The organism is Chryseobacterium sp. C3, assembly GCF_014218905.1.
GTDB classification, from domain to species: Bacteria; Bacteroidota; Bacteroidia; order Flavobacteriales; family Weeksellaceae; genus Chryseobacterium; species Chryseobacterium mucoviscidosis.
Genome location: NZ_JACLCU010000004.1, coordinates 66,371 through 80,930, shown reverse-complemented (window position 1 = coordinate 80,930; position 14,560 = coordinate 66,371). Strand labels below are relative to the sequence as shown.

Sequence of the window (14,560 nt, the reverse complement as noted above, 5' to 3'; positions counted from 1 at the left end):
GTGGCAGCCAGTGGCGTTGTGTGGCAGTGTTTGGCTAAATATTATTTCTGACCTCTTTGGCGTTTGCGCTTCTTCTTCATTTTATTGACAAAGTCTTGTTCTTCGTAATCATCGCCCTGGGCTTCGGGCAGTAAACCGCCCAATGCTTCAATCAAACCGTCTTCGTGCTTGTCAGTAGTTAAAAAGTCGAACAAATGGTGTGGTTCTTCCGCAGGAAGATCCGCATCATTTGATGTGGATAGTTTGGGGTGTAAAGCGACAGGTTCTATAATATCCGGTTTAATGTTATTGTTCCAATAATCATTAAAAGTGTTGGCAGAAAGTTCTGTTGCCAAGCGTGAACCGTTCCAAACTGCTTTGGAATTATGGTCTATAAATGTGATACCATAAATACGCCCTGTGTCATTCCGGCGCACGACTACGTTAATGCCCTGCTCCGCTAATTGCTTCTTAAAGCCCAATTCATCAGTTGTTGATTTCAGGGCAATGGTAACGGCTGATTGTAAGGTCTGTTTGGTTGGACTATCTTTTAAATCCGTTTTGCATTTCGCAAAATGCAGTTCCAAAGCCGGAAGACCAGCATCTTTACCAAACAACGAAGCCTTGAAAGGATGCCCGGCTCTTTCGCCTTTCCCGTTTAAAGGAATGTACAATAAACCCTGCCGTAGCTGCCCCTGCAATTCGTCCTCTACCTTTTCGGTGGTAATATTGAACAGGGAAAGCAGGGCATTGTATTCGCCCAAAGTCTGAAATTTATAGTAATTTGGTAAGTGGCGAACTACTGAAGCGATTTGACTTTTCACATCTCCAGCTTTGTAATTTACCGGACGGAAAACCTTGTCGTTCTGCCGATGCTCCTTATCTGTTGCGGGTATCAATCCGTGTTTTTTTTCCAACTCACGGCATACATTCATAGAACGCATTTTCTCGAACTTGTCCGAAATCTTTTTGCCCTGCTCGTCCACGCAAACCGATACAATGTGTATATGGCTGCGGTCAATATCGGTATGTTTGAAGACTACAAAAGGCTGTTCGCCGTAACCCATTTCCCGCATATACTGTTCTGCCATTTCCCTAAACTTATCATCGCTTACCTTATCGTTCGGGTCAGGATTTAGCGAAATATGCAGCGTGTGTTTCTCGGTATTGCGGTTGGCTATCAGGTAAGGTGCAAAAGACTGGGCTAATTGTGCCACGGAATAATGACCGCTTGCGGTTTCAATCATCTTATTGGCAAACAAAATCTGCCCGTTTTCATTCTCCACTTTAAGCTGATTGTACGCCAACGCTCCGTATAAATTTGCACTTCTTCCAATTTTTGCTATCACTTCTACATTATTTTTTTAGGTATTCTTCCTCAAATTTTTCAGTAAGCTGAATGATTTTCTGACACAGCATTGCCATTTCAGCCGTCTGTTTCTCCAGTTTATACAGGAACGCTGCGGCTTTTTTCTCGGAAAAATTCTTGTACAGCAGCTTTACAATTTGGTTATAGTTCACACCTATGGAACGGAACTGGCTGTGAAAAGAGGTCAGCCGCATATAAAAATCAACCGTTCCCTTGTCAATCTGAATGGTTTTTATGGTCTTGTCAAAGATTCAGGACGTTATGAAATGAGCCTTTACCTGCATACCTGATTTATCAAACAGGGCAAGAAAATGGGCGTGTTCCTGCTCGTTAAAGGAAATCGTATAGCGGATGGTCGCCGGGTCTTCTTTGGGGCGACGTCCGGTCTTTTTCAATTGCTTTTTGTTGTTATCGTTCATCACTAATCCATTTTAAAATCCATACAAAACCCTGACTTTGGAAGGTGTTTTCTGCCCCCTGCAAAGGGCAAGTTGTTTTGAGCATCGGAAATCATTCCGAGATGCTCAAAACACAACTTGCCGTGTTCCGGTGAACACAAAAATCCGCCCTGCGGGACGGATTGAATGTAACAGGGAAAAACGGCTCGTTGCCGTTCCCGTTACCCCCTGATATGTCAAAAGACTTTTGCATAAATCCGTTAATAAAAATCACAATACAAAGTAAAGCCCTGTTTACGATAGCGTTGCACTGTGACACAGTGCCAAATGCTGCCTCTGAACGCCAAACACTGCCACCGCTATACAGCCGATTGAATTTGATGAGTTCTTTGCCTCTGAATGTTGACAGGCAGGCAGGCAGGCAGGCAGCCCGTGCTTCAGGACGAGCAGACGGCATACATTCAAGATGGCAGGTTATCCTGCCTGCAAGATTGCAGGAATGCAAGAAACCAAGAGCGCAGGAATGACGGAAAGCGTGACAGCCTGCTATCAGACAATCAAGCCTGCGTGATGGATAGAATGACGGACGGAACGAATGCAAGAACGCAATCACGCCTGATAGGATGCCTGAATGAAAGCATTGCTGCTGTACAGCAGGAAAGCAGGCAATCAGCAATTCCCGCAGGCAAGCCTGATAGCTATCCTGCAAGAAAGACAGCACGAAATCAGGACTGCACGGCTGAAAGCCTGCAAGACTGAAAACAGTAAGATGTAAACTTTAAATTTTAAAAATATGGACACAAGAAAGAAACCTCTGTTTGTCGCTTTTTCTTCTCAAAAAGGCGGTGTTGGCAAAAGCACATTTACCACGCTTGTCGCCAGTACGATGCACTATCGGTTGGGCTACAACGTAGCCGTTTTTGATGCGGATTTTCCGCAGCACAGCCTGATGAAAATGAAAACCCGTGATTTGGCAATGGTAATGGAAAATGAGGCGTTGAAAAAACTGGCATATAAGCAGTTTACCACCATCAATAAAAAAGCCTATCCCATTATGCAGCACAAAGCGGATAGCGTACTCGATGCGGCGCACGAATTTGTAAACACTTCCCCTGTTCCGCTTGATGTGCTGTTCTTCGACCTGCCCGGAACCGTGAACACGCCCGGAATTCTGAAAGCATTGGCAGGTATGCACCACATTTTCACGCCCATCACGGCAGACCGTGTGGTAATGGAAAGTACGCTCATCTTCACACAGCTTTTACAGGATGTAATTATGAAAAAAGGCGAAACTTCCATACAAAGCATTAACCTGTTTTGGAACCAGGTGGACGGCAGGGAAAGCACGCCCTTATATGACGTGTATAATCAGCTTATCGGGCAACTGGGGTTAAGCCTGATGCAAAGCCAAATCAAGAACAGCACCCGTTTTCGCAAGGAAAGTGAAGTGGACAGCAAAACAGTTTTCCGTTCTACGATAATGCCACCCGATGAGCGTTTGATGAAAGCCTGCCAGTTAGACTTGTTCATCAGCGAATTTTTAAACATCATTCAATCGTAGTGCTATGGAAAAAGATAATAAACGTAAAGTTACGCCGGACATTAACGAAGAGCTGATGATGAACCTGATGGTAGACGGCGTTAAAAAGGACGGTTTGCAGCTACCGCCTGAACCTGCCGAAGAGCAGGAAAAGGAAGAAATACAAAACGAGGTAAGGCAGGATGAATTACCACAAAGCAAACCTGTACAAAGGGAAAGAAACCGTACCAAGAAGAGCCTTGACGGAAGCTACGGCGAACACTTTTTGAAAACCCATTCGATGACAAAGCGGGGCGATAAAAGTATCTATATCCGGCAGGAATACCACGAACGGCTATCCCGTATTGTACAGGTAATCGGTAAAGATGCTATACCCCTGTATGCCTATCTCGATAACATACTGGAACATCATTTTGAAATGTTTGAAAAAGCCATTACCGATGATTTCAACGAAAAGTTTAAACCCATTTTTTAAAGCATCTGATTATGGAAATAGTAATTGTGATTTGCCTGCTGATAGTCATTGCCCTGCTTTTGCAGGATAAGATTGTCATTCATAAAAGGTCGGAGCAAAAGTCCAAACAGGAAAAAGTTAACCCGAACCTGCCCGATATTATGGGGCAACCCAAGCCAGTAAGAAGCCTTTCAGTGCCAAACACTGCCAATGAAAGCCAAATAACGGAACAGGAGATAAACCCTGATAATTTAGACATTGAATACGACGAAAACGAAAACGTCAGCATTCAAATTCCGCAGGAAGAACTGGACGAAGTTTTCAGCAATATGCCTGATTTGGAAGAAGAGGAAGAAGAGTGGAACAGGTACGGAATATCCGGTGGCGATAACGGTTTTGCCCAAGGGGTTACCTACGACGAACTAAGCTCCGTAGGGGCATTGCTCCAAAAAGAAAATTTGGAACAGGCTCAAAAGGAAACAGCGGTAGCCATAGTTCAGAAATTACAGGGAACCGAATTATTCAGCCTACTGGAAAATTCCATTGAGGGTGCTTCCCGAAAAATTGCCGAGCTTTTGGATAGCACACTCTCCACTGAAACGGACGACAGTTCTTCCACTTTGCGGAAAAATGATTTGGGGAATTTTGACATTGGGGAGTTTGTTTAGACTTCCCTTTGTCTTTTTATATTTCAGTTTCCGAGAACTCTTCAAACACAGAATAGTTTTTTATTCCTTTAGACTTGTTCACTTTTCCCATTATTGTACCATCAATCCTGCTTTTTAGATATGATGCCAAATCATCAAAGTGTCGAACATCAATATAATTCATACCTGATGCTTTATATCTTTTGGATAATGAAATGGTGAAAGCAGCCCAATTAAATTTTTCTCCTTTTTTATTTAATTCAATCTGTTTCCAATCGCCATAGCGTTTTTTTAAATAGTCAATATAGTTTTTCTTGGGAAGCTCTTTTCCCAATGCTCCGTCCGGTAATTCAATTTTTGGCTTTACAGGCTTAGACTTTTTTACAAACTTTGGAAAATATTTATGCAGTAAAGCCTCTGATTGCTCAATATATTTTGTTATGGTATCCCATCCCCAATAATACAAATGAAATGGCAGTCCTTGTTCTCTTTTAATTTGATTTAGGTATTCCTGTATTTGAGCATCGTCGCGAAATGTAGAAGCAAAAACAAATTTGTCAAAATCAATTGCTAAATCCCTTGCTTTTTCTAAGTCTGCATTTATATCCTGAATTAGATTTTTCCTGATAGTTTCGTCTTTTCTGCCAATGCTTTTCAATTTGCACTGAATTACCGTTTTGCTTTTAGAAGAAAAGATGTCAATACCTTTCTGATTTTGTCCTTTCACGCCAAAAGTCTGAAAGTCTGTATTCATATATGAAGAGGTATTCTCTACAAAATTGAATAAATCACAAGTGAGTTCCTCAAATAACCTTTCATCTTTTAAAGGGGGTAATTGATAATTCGCCATCTAAAAAAAACGTTTAAAAATTGTTTTCTGTTCGGTATCTGAAAATTCAGCAATTACTTGTTTAGACCAGTCAAAATCAAACTTGCCAAACTTATTTTCATCCCCGTTTAAATCAATTTCATCTTCATTGAAAGTAAGGATATATTGAAAGTTATGCAGTTCGTTTGATTTGTGATACATATAGTTCAAGACATTGGATATTGTTTTGTAAGATATAGCGTGAAATACACCATCGTGTACAAGAAAATCCGGAATATTCCGTTTGTCAATCCTGCTTTTTAAGAATACCATTAAATCATACGATACAATTTTTAAACGCTCTTGTCCTAAAGCATCTGCTTTGGGAATTTCCAAACTGATTTTAAAAGGCAACTGGTTTCTTGGCGAAGTAGAGTTTAACGTGATATTGAAGTAAGAATTATCAAATTCTTCATCCAAATAAATAGCATTTTCAAGAATTTGCTGAAATAATAATCTCAACTCATCAAGATAGGTTTGATGCTTATTTAACTCACTAACAATATCTCTTTTTAATTCAGCAATAACAATATTAGAGTTCCCTAATATTTCTTCGATTTCATCAATTTCTCTAACAATGGAAGTGTTTCGTTCTAAAAGTGTTTTTTCATTCACTAATCTTTCATAGGTACTTTCAATTCTATCCAATGCTCCTCTTTCTTTTAACAAGGAAAATAATTGGCTTCTGTTCTTCTCTAATTTTTCAAGTTGTTTTAGACTTAGGTCTATTGATGATTGTAACTTCTTTTCTTCTTCCAATAGATATTTATTCCTATTAGCTAAAAGTTGTTTCTTAAAATCAATAACTTCATCCAAACTTCTTTTTACAAAGTTTCCAAAAGTCGCAACAGTTTCATTGTAGAGTTTACGAATTTTGTCCAGGTCGATGGAGGCTACATCATTGTACGAGGATTTAAGTTTTTCTAATTTACGGTTTGTACCGTGATAGATTATAGATTGCTCATTAATTTCAGATATAACCTGATTTAGTTTTTGCTCTATCTCTTTGTGATTGGCAAGAAAATTATACTCCTTCAGACTATTTTCGAGTGCTATAATATCTTTTTCAATTTTTAAACGCTCGGTTCTAAACTCCTGAATGTCTTTACCTGTATCTGCTTTGACTTTTTCAGACAATGATTTCACAGTGTTATTATACCTTTCGTATTCAGAAGAAACCTCGTTATATTTTAAAAGTGTTTTTGTCGGGAGATTTAACAAATAAAAATTATACAATGCCTTTTCTCTTGCATTAGCGTTATATGAAACAAAATTTAAAGGGTCAGCTCTTTGCTGGCTTTGCAAATCATCCTTAACAAAAAACTCCATTAATGTTCCATATCTCTTTCCCTCAAAGAACACTTCGTTATTTTCAATTGGGAAAAATATCCCTTCCATAACCTTGGGCATTTCTGATTTTTCATATTCATCAAGCGCATCAGCTCGTTTACCGAAAAAGATTTTCTTGGTATCAGCAAAGCTTCTTTTAATGAAATACTTTTGTCCCTGTATTTCAAATTCTAAAGTAATCGTATGTTCTTCATCTCTTAGAAAGTCATATTTTTTTTGACTAAATCTTTTTTCTGCCTTACCGCTTAATAAAGTAAAATCAACAAGCCTTACTAACGTAGACTTACCAATACCATTAATTCCTCTGGCTTCTTTATCTTCTGAATATTTACCTAATATGATGTTTATTCCATTGTGAAATGGAACAGCATCTATTAAGTTGGTTTCTGAATATATTCTAATTAACATTGTCAAATAAACTTGTTTGATTTTCTTCTTGGTTTTCTTTCTTTACCAATTTAATTTTATAGCCTTTTTTCTCAATACTGCCAATCGTATGCAAAAAGGTTAAAGCATACAGGAAAAGGTCGGGTGTTCTGTCTTTGTCCCTGTTTAAAAACTTATTCATTATATCATCTACGATGACGTATTTGTTTTTAAAAGGGGAACTATCCATAATACTTATAATATCTGCTCCCAATACCATAAGGTTGGTTTTAAGATTGCTTTCGGGCTGCGGTAATATCATAGTTCATTTTCTGTTTTTCTGCCTATTAAACACTGTTCAAACATATACAGCAATATAGATTTTACGCATTTTACATATTCATCATCTTTAATGTTTCCATATGCCGTTGTATATTGGTCGGTCAGATTATATAATCTCTCCTTGAAATTTCCTGAAAGTTTATTGTAATCATTTATAACCCTTCTTTTTAGGGTATTAATCTCATCATCATTATAACCCGAAAGTATATTAGTAATCGTATTAAACTCCGCCATAACCAATACCATTTCCGAGTTCATCCCGTCCCAATCTTCCTGCTCAAAGTTGAGTTCGATTTTCCTTTGGGGAGGAACCAATGTTTTCCTGTCGAAATGCAGAGCCTTATCTTCTTCGTTTGAAGCGTTCAATAAATCATTGATGATTTCCTGAATATAGTCCTGTATAAAAAAGTTTTCAATCCCCAAATAGGCGGCGAGTTTTCTTTTTTTACTTGATACAAGTTCATCAACAATAGAAAGGATTTGGTCTATGCCCCTTATCGAAGTATTGCCATCCAAAGACTGAATTAAGGTAAATTGCTCTGGTGATACCTCGTGATTTACATACATTTCCCAATTTGCAAATTTGTCTTTCCAGTTTTTCTGATATTTTTCAAAATCTCCTTCTTTTTTTGCTCCTCCTAAAACTTTTGTTTCAAAATCAGTTTTGTTATATTTTCTTGGTGCGTAACAAGCCAATATTTTTTGTTCGGGTAAAATAGTACCGTCATTGCCTTTATCCTTATTCCTTCTGATTGGCGTATAGTTATCAACGCCATATTTCAAAAGAAACAGTTCATCAATAAATTCTTCGAACTCAAATCCTTCTTTGGATTGAATTTGCATTTTAAAAGCGTTCTTCAATAATTTATCCATATACAAATCAGAGTTCCAAGTTAATTTTAACCGTACCGTCAAATCCCTTTTCTACTATCTCTTTAAGGGTTTGAAGTTTGATATTATTGCCATAATCAGTTTCAACCTTAGAAATGTAACTCCTTTTCTTACCCACTTTTTGGGCTAATTGTTCTTGAGTTAGCTGTCTTTTTTCTCTGGCTTCCTTCAGCATTTCTCCAATATGTCTGCCTGATATTTTCATCTCAAAAAGGATTAAAATTGACTTTATTATGAATATGCAAATGTAATTTAAAAGTTGCATTGAACCAACTGTAAATTGTAATAAAAGCATCCCATCATTTGTACTTCCGTTCTGGAAGTCCGCATCAACAAAGCCACTCACAGCCAAACACTTCCTCTGACTGCCACTTTACGGTAACGCCTCTTTTTCCATAAGACATTTGTCCCGAAAGCTCGCAAGGTGCGGGATAAACAGTAACAAATTAATGTGTTTCAATTATGGAAAAACAAAGAAAAAAAGTTTTGCTGGCAGCCGTGGCGATGCTGTCAGGAATTGGTGCGTTCGCACAGGGAAACGGCTCGGCGGGTATCAACGAGGCTACCCAAATGGTAACCTCTTATTTCGACCCCGCAACGCAATTAATCTACGCCATCGGTGCGGTAGTCGGGTTAATCGGGGGCGTTAAAGTGTACAACAAGTTCAGTTCCGGCGACCCCGACACGAGCAAGACCGCAGCTTCGTGGTTTGGTGCGTGTATCTTCTTGATTGTAGCTGCAACTATCCTGCGTTCATTCTTCCTTTAATACTTTGCCTTATGAATTACAACATCAACAAAGGGATCGGCAGAACGGTGGAATTTAAAGGACTGAAAGCACAGTACCTCTTCATTTTCGCAGGCGGGCTGCTCGGTACACTTATCCTCGTGATGATACTGTATATGGCAGGCATAAACTCTTACTTCTGCCTGTTTCTCGGAGCAGGCGGAGCTTCGCTCATTGTATGGCAAACCTTTTCGCTGAACCGAAAATACGGCGAACACGGATTGATGAAAATCGCAGCCAATAAAAGGCATCCCCGCTACATCATCTGCCGCAAGCCTGTACACCGCTATTTAAAATTCACGCCTAAACAGAATGCCGTATGAGAAATGTAGCAAAGACCACCACACTGGAAATTAAATTTCCGTTGTTGGCAGTAGAGTACAACTGCATCCTTTCCAAAGATGCGGACATTACCGCCTGCTTTGAAGTGCGTTTGCCGGAACTGTTCACAGTAGCTTCTGCGGAATACGAAGCCATTCACTCCGCCTGGCACAAGGCTATCAAAACTCTGCCTGATTTTACGGTCATTCACAAACAGGATTGGTACATCAAGGAAAGCTATGCGCCCGATTTGGCAATCGAAGACCAAAGTTTTTTATCGAAGTCTTATCAACGCCATTTCAACGAGCGACCGTTCCTGAACCACTATTGTTACCTATTCTTAACGAAGACTACTAAGGAAAGAATGCGGATGCAAAGCAACTTCAGTTCGCTTTGCAAAGGCACACTGATACCAAAGGAAATCAGGAATAAAGAAACGATACAACGCTTTATGGAGGCGGTCGCCCAGTTTGAGCGTATCGTGAACGATAGCGGTTTTGTAACCCTGAAACGACTGACCGAAGATGAAATCATCGGCACAGAAGATACACAGGGATTACTGGAACAGTACCTCACGTTATCGAGGGGAGCCGGAACACCAATGCAGGACATCGCACTCGGAAACGAAGAGGTACGCATCGGCAACAAAAGGTTAAGCCTGCATACCCTTTCAGATACGGACGACCTGCCCGGAACGGTATCGGCTGATACCCGTTTTGAAAAGCTATCTACCGACCGTAGTGACTGCCGCCTGTCATTCGCCGCACCTGTGGGCTTGTTGTTAAGCTGCAACCACATTTACAATCAGTACATTTTCTTAGATAACAGCGAAGACAACCTGCAAAAGTTTGAGAAGTCCGCAAGGAATATGCACTCACTCGCAAGGTACAGCCGTGCCAATCAAATCAACAAAGAGTGGATAGAAAAGTACCTGAACGAAGCCCACAGCTTCGGGCTGTCTTCTGTACGTGCGCACTTCAACATTATGGCTTGGTCGGAAGACCCTGCGGAACTGAAGCAGCTAAAGAACGATTGCGGTAGTGCGTTGGCACTGATGGAATGCAAGCCTCGCCACAACACAACAGACGTAGCCACATTGTATTGGGCGGGAATGCCGGGCAATGCGGGCGACTTTCCGAGTGAGGAAAGTTTTTACACTTTTATTGAACCTGCGTTGTGTTTCTTCACGGAAGAAACCAACTACCACAATTCGCCCTCGCCGTTCGGTATCAAGATGGCTGACAGGCTTACAGGAAAGCCTATCCATTTGGATATTTCCGACCTGCCTATGAAGCGTGGTATCATTACGAACCGGAACAAGTTTATACTTGGTCCATCGGGTTCGGGCAAGTCGTTCTTCACGAACCATATGGTACGGCAGTATTACGAACAGGGCGCACACGTACTGTTGGTAGATACGGGTAATTCCTATCAGGGCTTATGCGAACTCATCAAAGGAAAGACCAAAGGCGAAGACGGTGTTTACTTCACTTATACCGAAGATAACCCGATTGCCTTTAACCCTTTCTATACCGATGATGGCGTGTTCGACATTGAGAAGCGGGAAAGTATCAAAACCCTGATACTGACCTTATGGAAACGTGACGATGAGCCGCCAACCCGTTCAGAAGAAGTTGCCCTTTCCAATGCGGTAAGCGGTTATATCGAACGTATCAAAACGGAAGATGTTTATCCGTCATTCAACGGTTTCTATGAGTATGTAAAAGGCGACTACCGCAAGGTACTGGAAGAAAAGCAGGTCAGGGAAAAGGACTTTGACATTGCCAACTTCCTGAACGTACTCGAACCCTATTACAAGGGTGGCGAATATGATTACCTGCTGAACTCCAACAAGCAGTTAGACCTGCTTTCCAAACGCTTTATCGTGTTTGAGATTGATGCGATTAAAGACCACAAAATCCTCTTTCCCATTGTGACCATCATCATTATGGAGGTGTTCATCAACAAGATGCGCCGATTGAAAGGTATTCGCAAGCTCATCCTGATAGAAGAGGCTTGGAAAGCAATAGCCAAAGAAGGGATGGCAGAATACATCAAGTACTTGTTTAAGACCGTCCGCAAATTCTTCGGAGAAGCGATTGTCGTAACACAGGAGGTTGACGACATCATCCAGTCGCCCATTGTGAAGGAAAGTATCATCAACAACTCCGACTGTAAAATCCTGCTTGACCAACGCAAGTATATGAACAAGTTTGATGATATACAGGCGATGTTGGGGCTTACTGACAAAGAAAAAGGGCAGGTACTTTCCATCAATATGAACAACGATGCAAGCCGACTTTACAAAGAGGTTTGGATTGGCTTAGGTGGTACGCACTCGGCAGTCTATGCCACCGAAGTTAGTTTGGAGGAATACCTCGCCTACACGACCGAAGAAACCGAAAAAATGGAAGTGATGCAGCTTGCTGCTGAACTGGACGGCAATGTAGAACTCGCCATTAAGCATATCGCAATGCAAAGGCGGGACAATTCAAATCAATAGTCATTAACAATTTAAAAATTCAGAAACAATGAAAAAAGTATTGTATCTGGTGTGTACGGCACTGATGCTCGCCGTAGCACCGTCAGCAAAAGCCCAGTGGGTTGTAACCGACCCGGCTAATTTGGCTTCGGGCATTATCAACTCTGCAAACGAAATCGTGCAGACTTCTTCCACCGTAAGCAACGTGATAAAGAACTTCAACGAAGTGAAGAAAGTGTACGAGCAGGGCAAGGAATACTACGACAAGCTGAAAGCCATCAACAACCTTGTAAAAGATGCCCGTAAGGTGCAGCAAACGGTATTGTTGGTCGGGGATGTGTCCGAAATGTACGTGCAGAATTTTGGCAAGATGATGAACGACCCAAATTTCACACCGCAGGAATTGGTCGCTATCGGCAACGGTTATTCTGCACTGCTTAATGAAAGTACCGAACTGCTAAAAGAGTTGAAGCAGATTATAACCGCCACAGACCTTTCACTCAATGACAAAGAGCGTATGGATGTTATTGACCGTGTGTACAAAGAGGTAAAGGATTACCACAGCCTTGTACGTTACTACACCAACAAAAACATTTCTGTAAGCTACCTAAGAGCGAAAAAGAAAAACGATGCCCAAAGAGTGCTTGAACTCTACGGAACTGCTAACCAAAAATACTGGTAAACTATGGAATGGGATAATCTTCACGAACTCCTGCGGTCGCTTTATGATGATATGATGCCACTTGCAGGCGATATGGCGGCAGTTGCTAAGGGTTTGGCGGGATTGGGAGCATTGTTCTATGTGGCATTAAAGGTTTGGCAGGCTTTAAGCCGTGCCGAACCTATTGATATGTTCCCTTTGCTGCGCCCGTTTGCTTTGGGGCTTTGTATTATGTTCTTCCCAACCATTGTACTGGGAACCATAAATGCGGTATTAAGCCCGGTGGTGGTAGGAACCCACCAAATACTCGAAGACCAGGTGCTTGACCTCAACAAGCTGCAACAGCAGAAAGACCAGTTGGAATACGAGGCAATGGTCAGGAACCCCGAAACCGCCTATATGGTATCAGACGAAGAGTTTGATAAAAAACTGGACGAACTGGGATGGTCGCCCTCCGACATTGGTACGATGGCGGGTATGTATATGGACAGGCAAGCCTACAAGATAGAGAAAGCCTTAAAAGATTGGTTTCGCAATCTATTGGAAATACTCTTTCAGGCGGCGGCTTTGGTCATTGATACCATACGAACGTTTTTCCTGATAGTCCTGTCCATACTCGGACCAATAGCCTTTGCTATTTCCGTATGGGATGGCTTTCAGTCCACGCTCACGCAATGGCTCACGAGGTACGTCAGCGTTTACCTGTGGCTTCCCGTTTCGGATTTGTTCAGCTCAATGTTGGCAAGAATACAATCCCTCATTTTAGAAAGGGATATAGCAATGCTTGCCGACCCCACCTATATACCTGATACAAGCAATACCGTGTACATCATCTTTATGATTATCGGCATCATCGGGTACTTCACTATCCCGACCGTAACAGGTTGGGTAATCCAAGCCGGAGGCGCAGGAAACTTTACCCGCAATGTAAACTCCACAGCAATGAAAGCCGGAAACATCGCCGGAGCAGGCGCAGGCTCAACAGTTGGAAACATCGGCGGTAAACTGATGAATAAATAAACATTAATCATTCTAAAAAATGGAATTTAAAACGCTAAGAAATATCGAAAACAGCTTTAGGCAGATAAGATTATATGCCATTGTGTTTGCGGTTCTCTGCATTAGCGTGGTAGGTTACGCCGTATGGCGTTCCTACCGCTTTGCAGAAGAACAACGCCAAAAAATCTATGTACTGGATAATGGCAAATCCCTGATGCTTGCTTTATCGCAGGATGCGAGCATCAACCGCCCCGTAGAAGCAAGGGAACACGTCAGGAGATTTCACGAACTGTTCTTTACGCTTGCTCCCGACAAGAACGCTATTGAAAGCAATATGAAACGTGCGTTCAACCTTGCCGATAAAAGTGCTTTCGATTACTACAAAGACTTGTCGGAAAAGGGCTATTACAGCCGTATCATTTCAGGGAATGTGCAGCAACGCATAGAGGTGGATAGTGTCGTGTGCAACTTCGACAATTACCCGTATGCAGTGCGCACCTATGCCAAACAGTTCATTATCCGGTCAAGCAATGTAACCAGGCGAAACCTGATTACTTCCTGCTATCTCGTCAACTCCGTTCGTTCCGACAATAATCCGCAGGGCTTCAATATTGAAAAATTTGCAGTCGTGGAAAATAAGGATATAGAGGTTATCGAACGCTAAAAAAACAATCTTATGGAAGCATTATCAGATTTAAGCACGTTCGCAAAAATCCTTACTGATAAAGGATATAACGGGTATTTCCATACGCAGGGAGCGTATGCCGGAAAGCTGAAAGACAGCATCAGCGAATACCTCGAAAACTGCCAAAAAGGTGCAGATACTTTGCCTAAGCAGGACTTACTGCTGACAGGCTACCTGCAATGGTCGGGCGATGACAATCCCCGTGTAGAATGCAGTATGTGGGTAAAGTACCTGAATGGCAAATTCTCATTGAGCCGTATGGAGGTAGCGAAGAAAGACGGCTTTGGGCAACTGCTCAAAAAATCGGAACTAGCAAACTTGTCCGTAATGTCCGCACCCAAATTAACGGAAGCGGTCGCAATGGTAAATGATGCACCGAAGCAACAGGCGGGTAAAAGTCCTAAGCGTTTCAAGCTATAACA

At 41.5% G+C, this 14,560-nt stretch carries 18 protein-coding genes and 1 pseudogene; 12 read left to right on the top strand and 7 right to left on the bottom strand.

Annotation, left to right across the window (positions count from 1 at the left end):
• Nucleotides 1-41: 41 nt before the first annotated feature.
• A complete protein-coding gene (gene mobB / locus H6W53_RS10135; protein WP_113636579.1) occupies nucleotides 42-1,328 on the bottom strand; it encodes a conjugal transfer protein MobB in 1,287 nt (428 codons plus the stop codon).
• A 7-nt stretch (nucleotides 1,329-1,335) separates the two neighbouring features.
• Nucleotides 1,336-1,767 (bottom strand): annotated as a pseudogene (gene mobA, locus H6W53_RS10130) (conjugal transfer protein MobA).
• Nucleotides 1,768-2,126: 359 nt separating this feature from the next.
• On the opposite strand from mobA, the gene H6W53_RS10125 reads away from it, so the two are divergent.
• From H6W53_RS10125 to H6W53_RS10105, 5 genes are read left to right on the top strand one after another with little or no spacing between them, the layout of a single operon-like run.
• Complete coding sequence (locus H6W53_RS10125; protein ID WP_167459729.1) at nucleotides 2,127-2,273, top strand: hypothetical protein; 147 nt, start codon at nucleotides 2,127-2,129, stop codon at nucleotides 2,271-2,273.
• A 43-nt stretch (nucleotides 2,274-2,316) separates the two neighbouring features.
• Nucleotides 2,317-2,505 (top strand): hypothetical protein, encoded by a 189-nt coding sequence (locus H6W53_RS10120; RefSeq protein WP_123842502.1) that lies wholly within the window; start codon nucleotides 2,317-2,319, stop codon nucleotides 2,503-2,505.
• Nucleotides 2,506-2,539: 34 nt separating this feature from the next.
• Entirely contained in the window at nucleotides 2,540-3,307 is a 768-nt protein-coding gene (locus H6W53_RS10115) for a ParA family protein (RefSeq protein ID WP_013632629.1), read from the top strand.
• Nucleotides 3,308-3,311: 4 nt separating this feature from the next.
• Nucleotides 3,312-3,761 carry a DUF3408 domain-containing protein gene (locus tag H6W53_RS10110; RefSeq protein WP_013632628.1) on the top strand — a complete coding sequence of 150 codons (450 nt, stop codon included), beginning with the start codon at nucleotides 3,312-3,314 and terminating at the stop codon, nucleotides 3,759-3,761.
• 11 nt (nucleotides 3,762-3,772) lie between these two features.
• On the top strand, nucleotides 3,773-4,408 hold the full coding sequence (locus tag H6W53_RS10105; protein ID WP_113636585.1) for a conjugal transfer protein TraD: 636 nt from the start codon (nucleotides 3,773-3,775) through the stop codon (nucleotides 4,406-4,408).
• A gap of 16 nt (nucleotides 4,409-4,424) precedes the next feature.
• On the opposite strand, the gene H6W53_RS10100 is transcribed toward H6W53_RS10105, so the two are convergent.
• The 5 genes from H6W53_RS10100 to H6W53_RS21505 are packed head-to-tail and all read right to left on the bottom strand — an operon-like array spanning nucleotide 4,425 to nucleotide 8,409.
• On the bottom strand, nucleotides 4,425-5,237 hold the full coding sequence (locus H6W53_RS10100; protein WP_047098917.1) for a hypothetical protein: 813 nt from the start codon (nucleotides 5,235-5,237) through the stop codon (nucleotides 4,425-4,427).
• The gene (locus H6W53_RS10095) at nucleotides 5,238-7,013 is read right to left on the bottom strand and encodes a DUF2326 domain-containing protein (protein ID WP_113636587.1); all 1,776 of its coding nucleotides are present in this window, start codon (nucleotides 7,011-7,013) and stop codon (nucleotides 5,238-5,240) included. It lies immediately after the preceding gene.
• Nucleotides 7,003-7,293, bottom strand: a complete 291-nt coding sequence (locus tag H6W53_RS10090) for a hypothetical protein (RefSeq protein WP_047098915.1) — start codon at nucleotides 7,291-7,293, stop codon at nucleotides 7,003-7,005. Before H6W53_RS10090 ends, H6W53_RS10095 begins: the two co-directional genes overlap by 11 nt.
• Nucleotides 7,290-8,156: a hypothetical protein gene (locus H6W53_RS10085; RefSeq protein WP_228457784.1), complete on the bottom strand. Its 867-nt coding sequence runs from the start codon at nucleotides 8,154-8,156 to the stop codon at nucleotides 7,290-7,292. Before H6W53_RS10085 ends, H6W53_RS10090 begins: the two co-directional genes overlap by 4 nt.
• A 37-nt stretch (nucleotides 8,157-8,193) precedes the next feature.
• Complete coding sequence (locus tag H6W53_RS21505) at nucleotides 8,194-8,409, bottom strand: helix-turn-helix domain-containing protein (protein ID WP_228457783.1); 216 nt, start codon at nucleotides 8,407-8,409, stop codon at nucleotides 8,194-8,196.
• 257 nt (nucleotides 8,410-8,666) lie between these two features.
• Between H6W53_RS21505 and H6W53_RS10075 the strand changes: the two genes are divergently transcribed.
• From H6W53_RS10075 to H6W53_RS10045, 7 genes are read left to right on the top strand one after another with little or no spacing between them, the layout of a single operon-like run.
• A complete protein-coding gene (locus H6W53_RS10075) occupies nucleotides 8,667-8,972 on the top strand; it encodes a DUF4134 domain-containing protein (protein WP_002979435.1) in 306 nt (101 codons plus the stop codon).
• Nucleotides 8,973-8,983: 11 nt separating this feature from the next.
• Nucleotides 8,984-9,313 (top strand): DUF4133 domain-containing protein, encoded by a 330-nt coding sequence (locus tag H6W53_RS10070; RefSeq protein ID WP_047098912.1) that lies wholly within the window; start codon nucleotides 8,984-8,986, stop codon nucleotides 9,311-9,313.
• Nucleotides 9,310-11,814 carry a TraG family conjugative transposon ATPase gene (locus H6W53_RS10065; RefSeq protein WP_113636591.1) on the top strand — a complete coding sequence of 835 codons (2,505 nt, stop codon included), beginning with the start codon at nucleotides 9,310-9,312 and terminating at the stop codon, nucleotides 11,812-11,814. The genes H6W53_RS10070 and H6W53_RS10065 overlap by 4 nt, the downstream gene beginning before the upstream one ends.
• 28 nt (nucleotides 11,815-11,842) lie before the next feature.
• Nucleotides 11,843-12,475, top strand: a complete 633-nt coding sequence (locus H6W53_RS10060) for a DUF4141 domain-containing protein (RefSeq protein WP_047098910.1) — start codon at nucleotides 11,843-11,845, stop codon at nucleotides 12,473-12,475.
• Between the two features lie 3 nt (nucleotides 12,476-12,478).
• Nucleotides 12,479-13,474, top strand: a complete 996-nt coding sequence (traJ, locus tag H6W53_RS10055; protein WP_100075699.1) for a conjugative transposon protein TraJ — start codon at nucleotides 12,479-12,481, stop codon at nucleotides 13,472-13,474.
• Nucleotides 13,475-13,493: 19 nt separating this feature from the next.
• Entirely contained in the window at nucleotides 13,494-14,117 is a 624-nt protein-coding gene (gene traK, locus H6W53_RS10050) for a conjugative transposon protein TraK (RefSeq protein ID WP_024566594.1), read from the top strand.
• Nucleotides 14,118-14,129: 12 nt separating this feature from the next.
• The gene (locus H6W53_RS10045) at nucleotides 14,130-14,558 is read left to right on the top strand and encodes a hypothetical protein (protein ID WP_113636593.1); all 429 of its coding nucleotides are present in this window, start codon (nucleotides 14,130-14,132) and stop codon (nucleotides 14,556-14,558) included.
• The last annotated feature ends 2 nt before the right edge of the window (nucleotides 14,559-14,560 follow it).

Excerpts from the sequence above, each read along its gene's own strand:
- H6W53_RS10060 (WP_047098910.1), top strand. The coding sequence starts at position 11,843 with ATGAAAAAAGTATTGTATCTGGTGTGTACGGCACTGATGCTCGCCGTA.
- H6W53_RS10125 (WP_167459729.1), top strand. The coding sequence starts at position 2,127 with ATGAGTTCTTTGCCTCTGAATGTTGACAGGCAGGCAGGCAGGCAGGCA.
- traK (WP_024566594.1), top strand. The coding sequence starts at position 13,494 with ATGGAATTTAAAACGCTAAGAAATATCGAAAACAGCTTTAGGCAGATA.
- H6W53_RS10115 (WP_013632629.1), top strand. The coding sequence starts at position 2,540 with ATGGACACAAGAAAGAAACCTCTGTTTGTCGCTTTTTCTTCTCAAAAA.
- H6W53_RS10120 (WP_123842502.1), top strand. The coding sequence starts at position 2,317 with ATGGATAGAATGACGGACGGAACGAATGCAAGAACGCAATCACGCCTG.
- H6W53_RS10070 (WP_047098912.1), top strand. The coding sequence starts at position 8,984 with ATGAATTACAACATCAACAAAGGGATCGGCAGAACGGTGGAATTTAAA.
- H6W53_RS10045 (WP_113636593.1), top strand. The coding sequence starts at position 14,130 with ATGGAAGCATTATCAGATTTAAGCACGTTCGCAAAAATCCTTACTGAT.
- traJ (WP_100075699.1), top strand. The coding sequence starts at position 12,479 with ATGGAATGGGATAATCTTCACGAACTCCTGCGGTCGCTTTATGATGAT.
- H6W53_RS10090 (WP_047098915.1), bottom strand. The coding sequence starts at position 7,293 with ATGATATTACCGCAGCCCGAAAGCAATCTTAAAACCAACCTTATGGTA.
- H6W53_RS10110 (WP_013632628.1), top strand. The coding sequence starts at position 3,312 with ATGGAAAAAGATAATAAACGTAAAGTTACGCCGGACATTAACGAAGAG.
- H6W53_RS10065 (WP_113636591.1), top strand. The coding sequence starts at position 9,310 with ATGAGAAATGTAGCAAAGACCACCACACTGGAAATTAAATTTCCGTTG.
- H6W53_RS10100 (WP_047098917.1), bottom strand. The coding sequence starts at position 5,237 with ATGGCGAATTATCAATTACCCCCTTTAAAAGATGAAAGGTTATTTGAG.
- H6W53_RS10085 (WP_228457784.1), bottom strand. The coding sequence starts at position 8,156 with ATGCAAATTCAATCCAAAGAAGGATTTGAGTTCGAAGAATTTATTGAT.
- H6W53_RS10095 (WP_113636587.1), bottom strand. The coding sequence starts at position 7,013 with ATGTTAATTAGAATATATTCAGAAACCAACTTAATAGATGCTGTTCCA.
- H6W53_RS10075 (WP_002979435.1), top strand. The coding sequence starts at position 8,667 with ATGGAAAAACAAAGAAAAAAAGTTTTGCTGGCAGCCGTGGCGATGCTG.
- H6W53_RS10105 (WP_113636585.1), top strand. The coding sequence starts at position 3,773 with ATGGAAATAGTAATTGTGATTTGCCTGCTGATAGTCATTGCCCTGCTT.
- H6W53_RS21505 (WP_228457783.1), bottom strand. The coding sequence starts at position 8,409 with ATGAAAATATCAGGCAGACATATTGGAGAAATGCTGAAGGAAGCCAGA.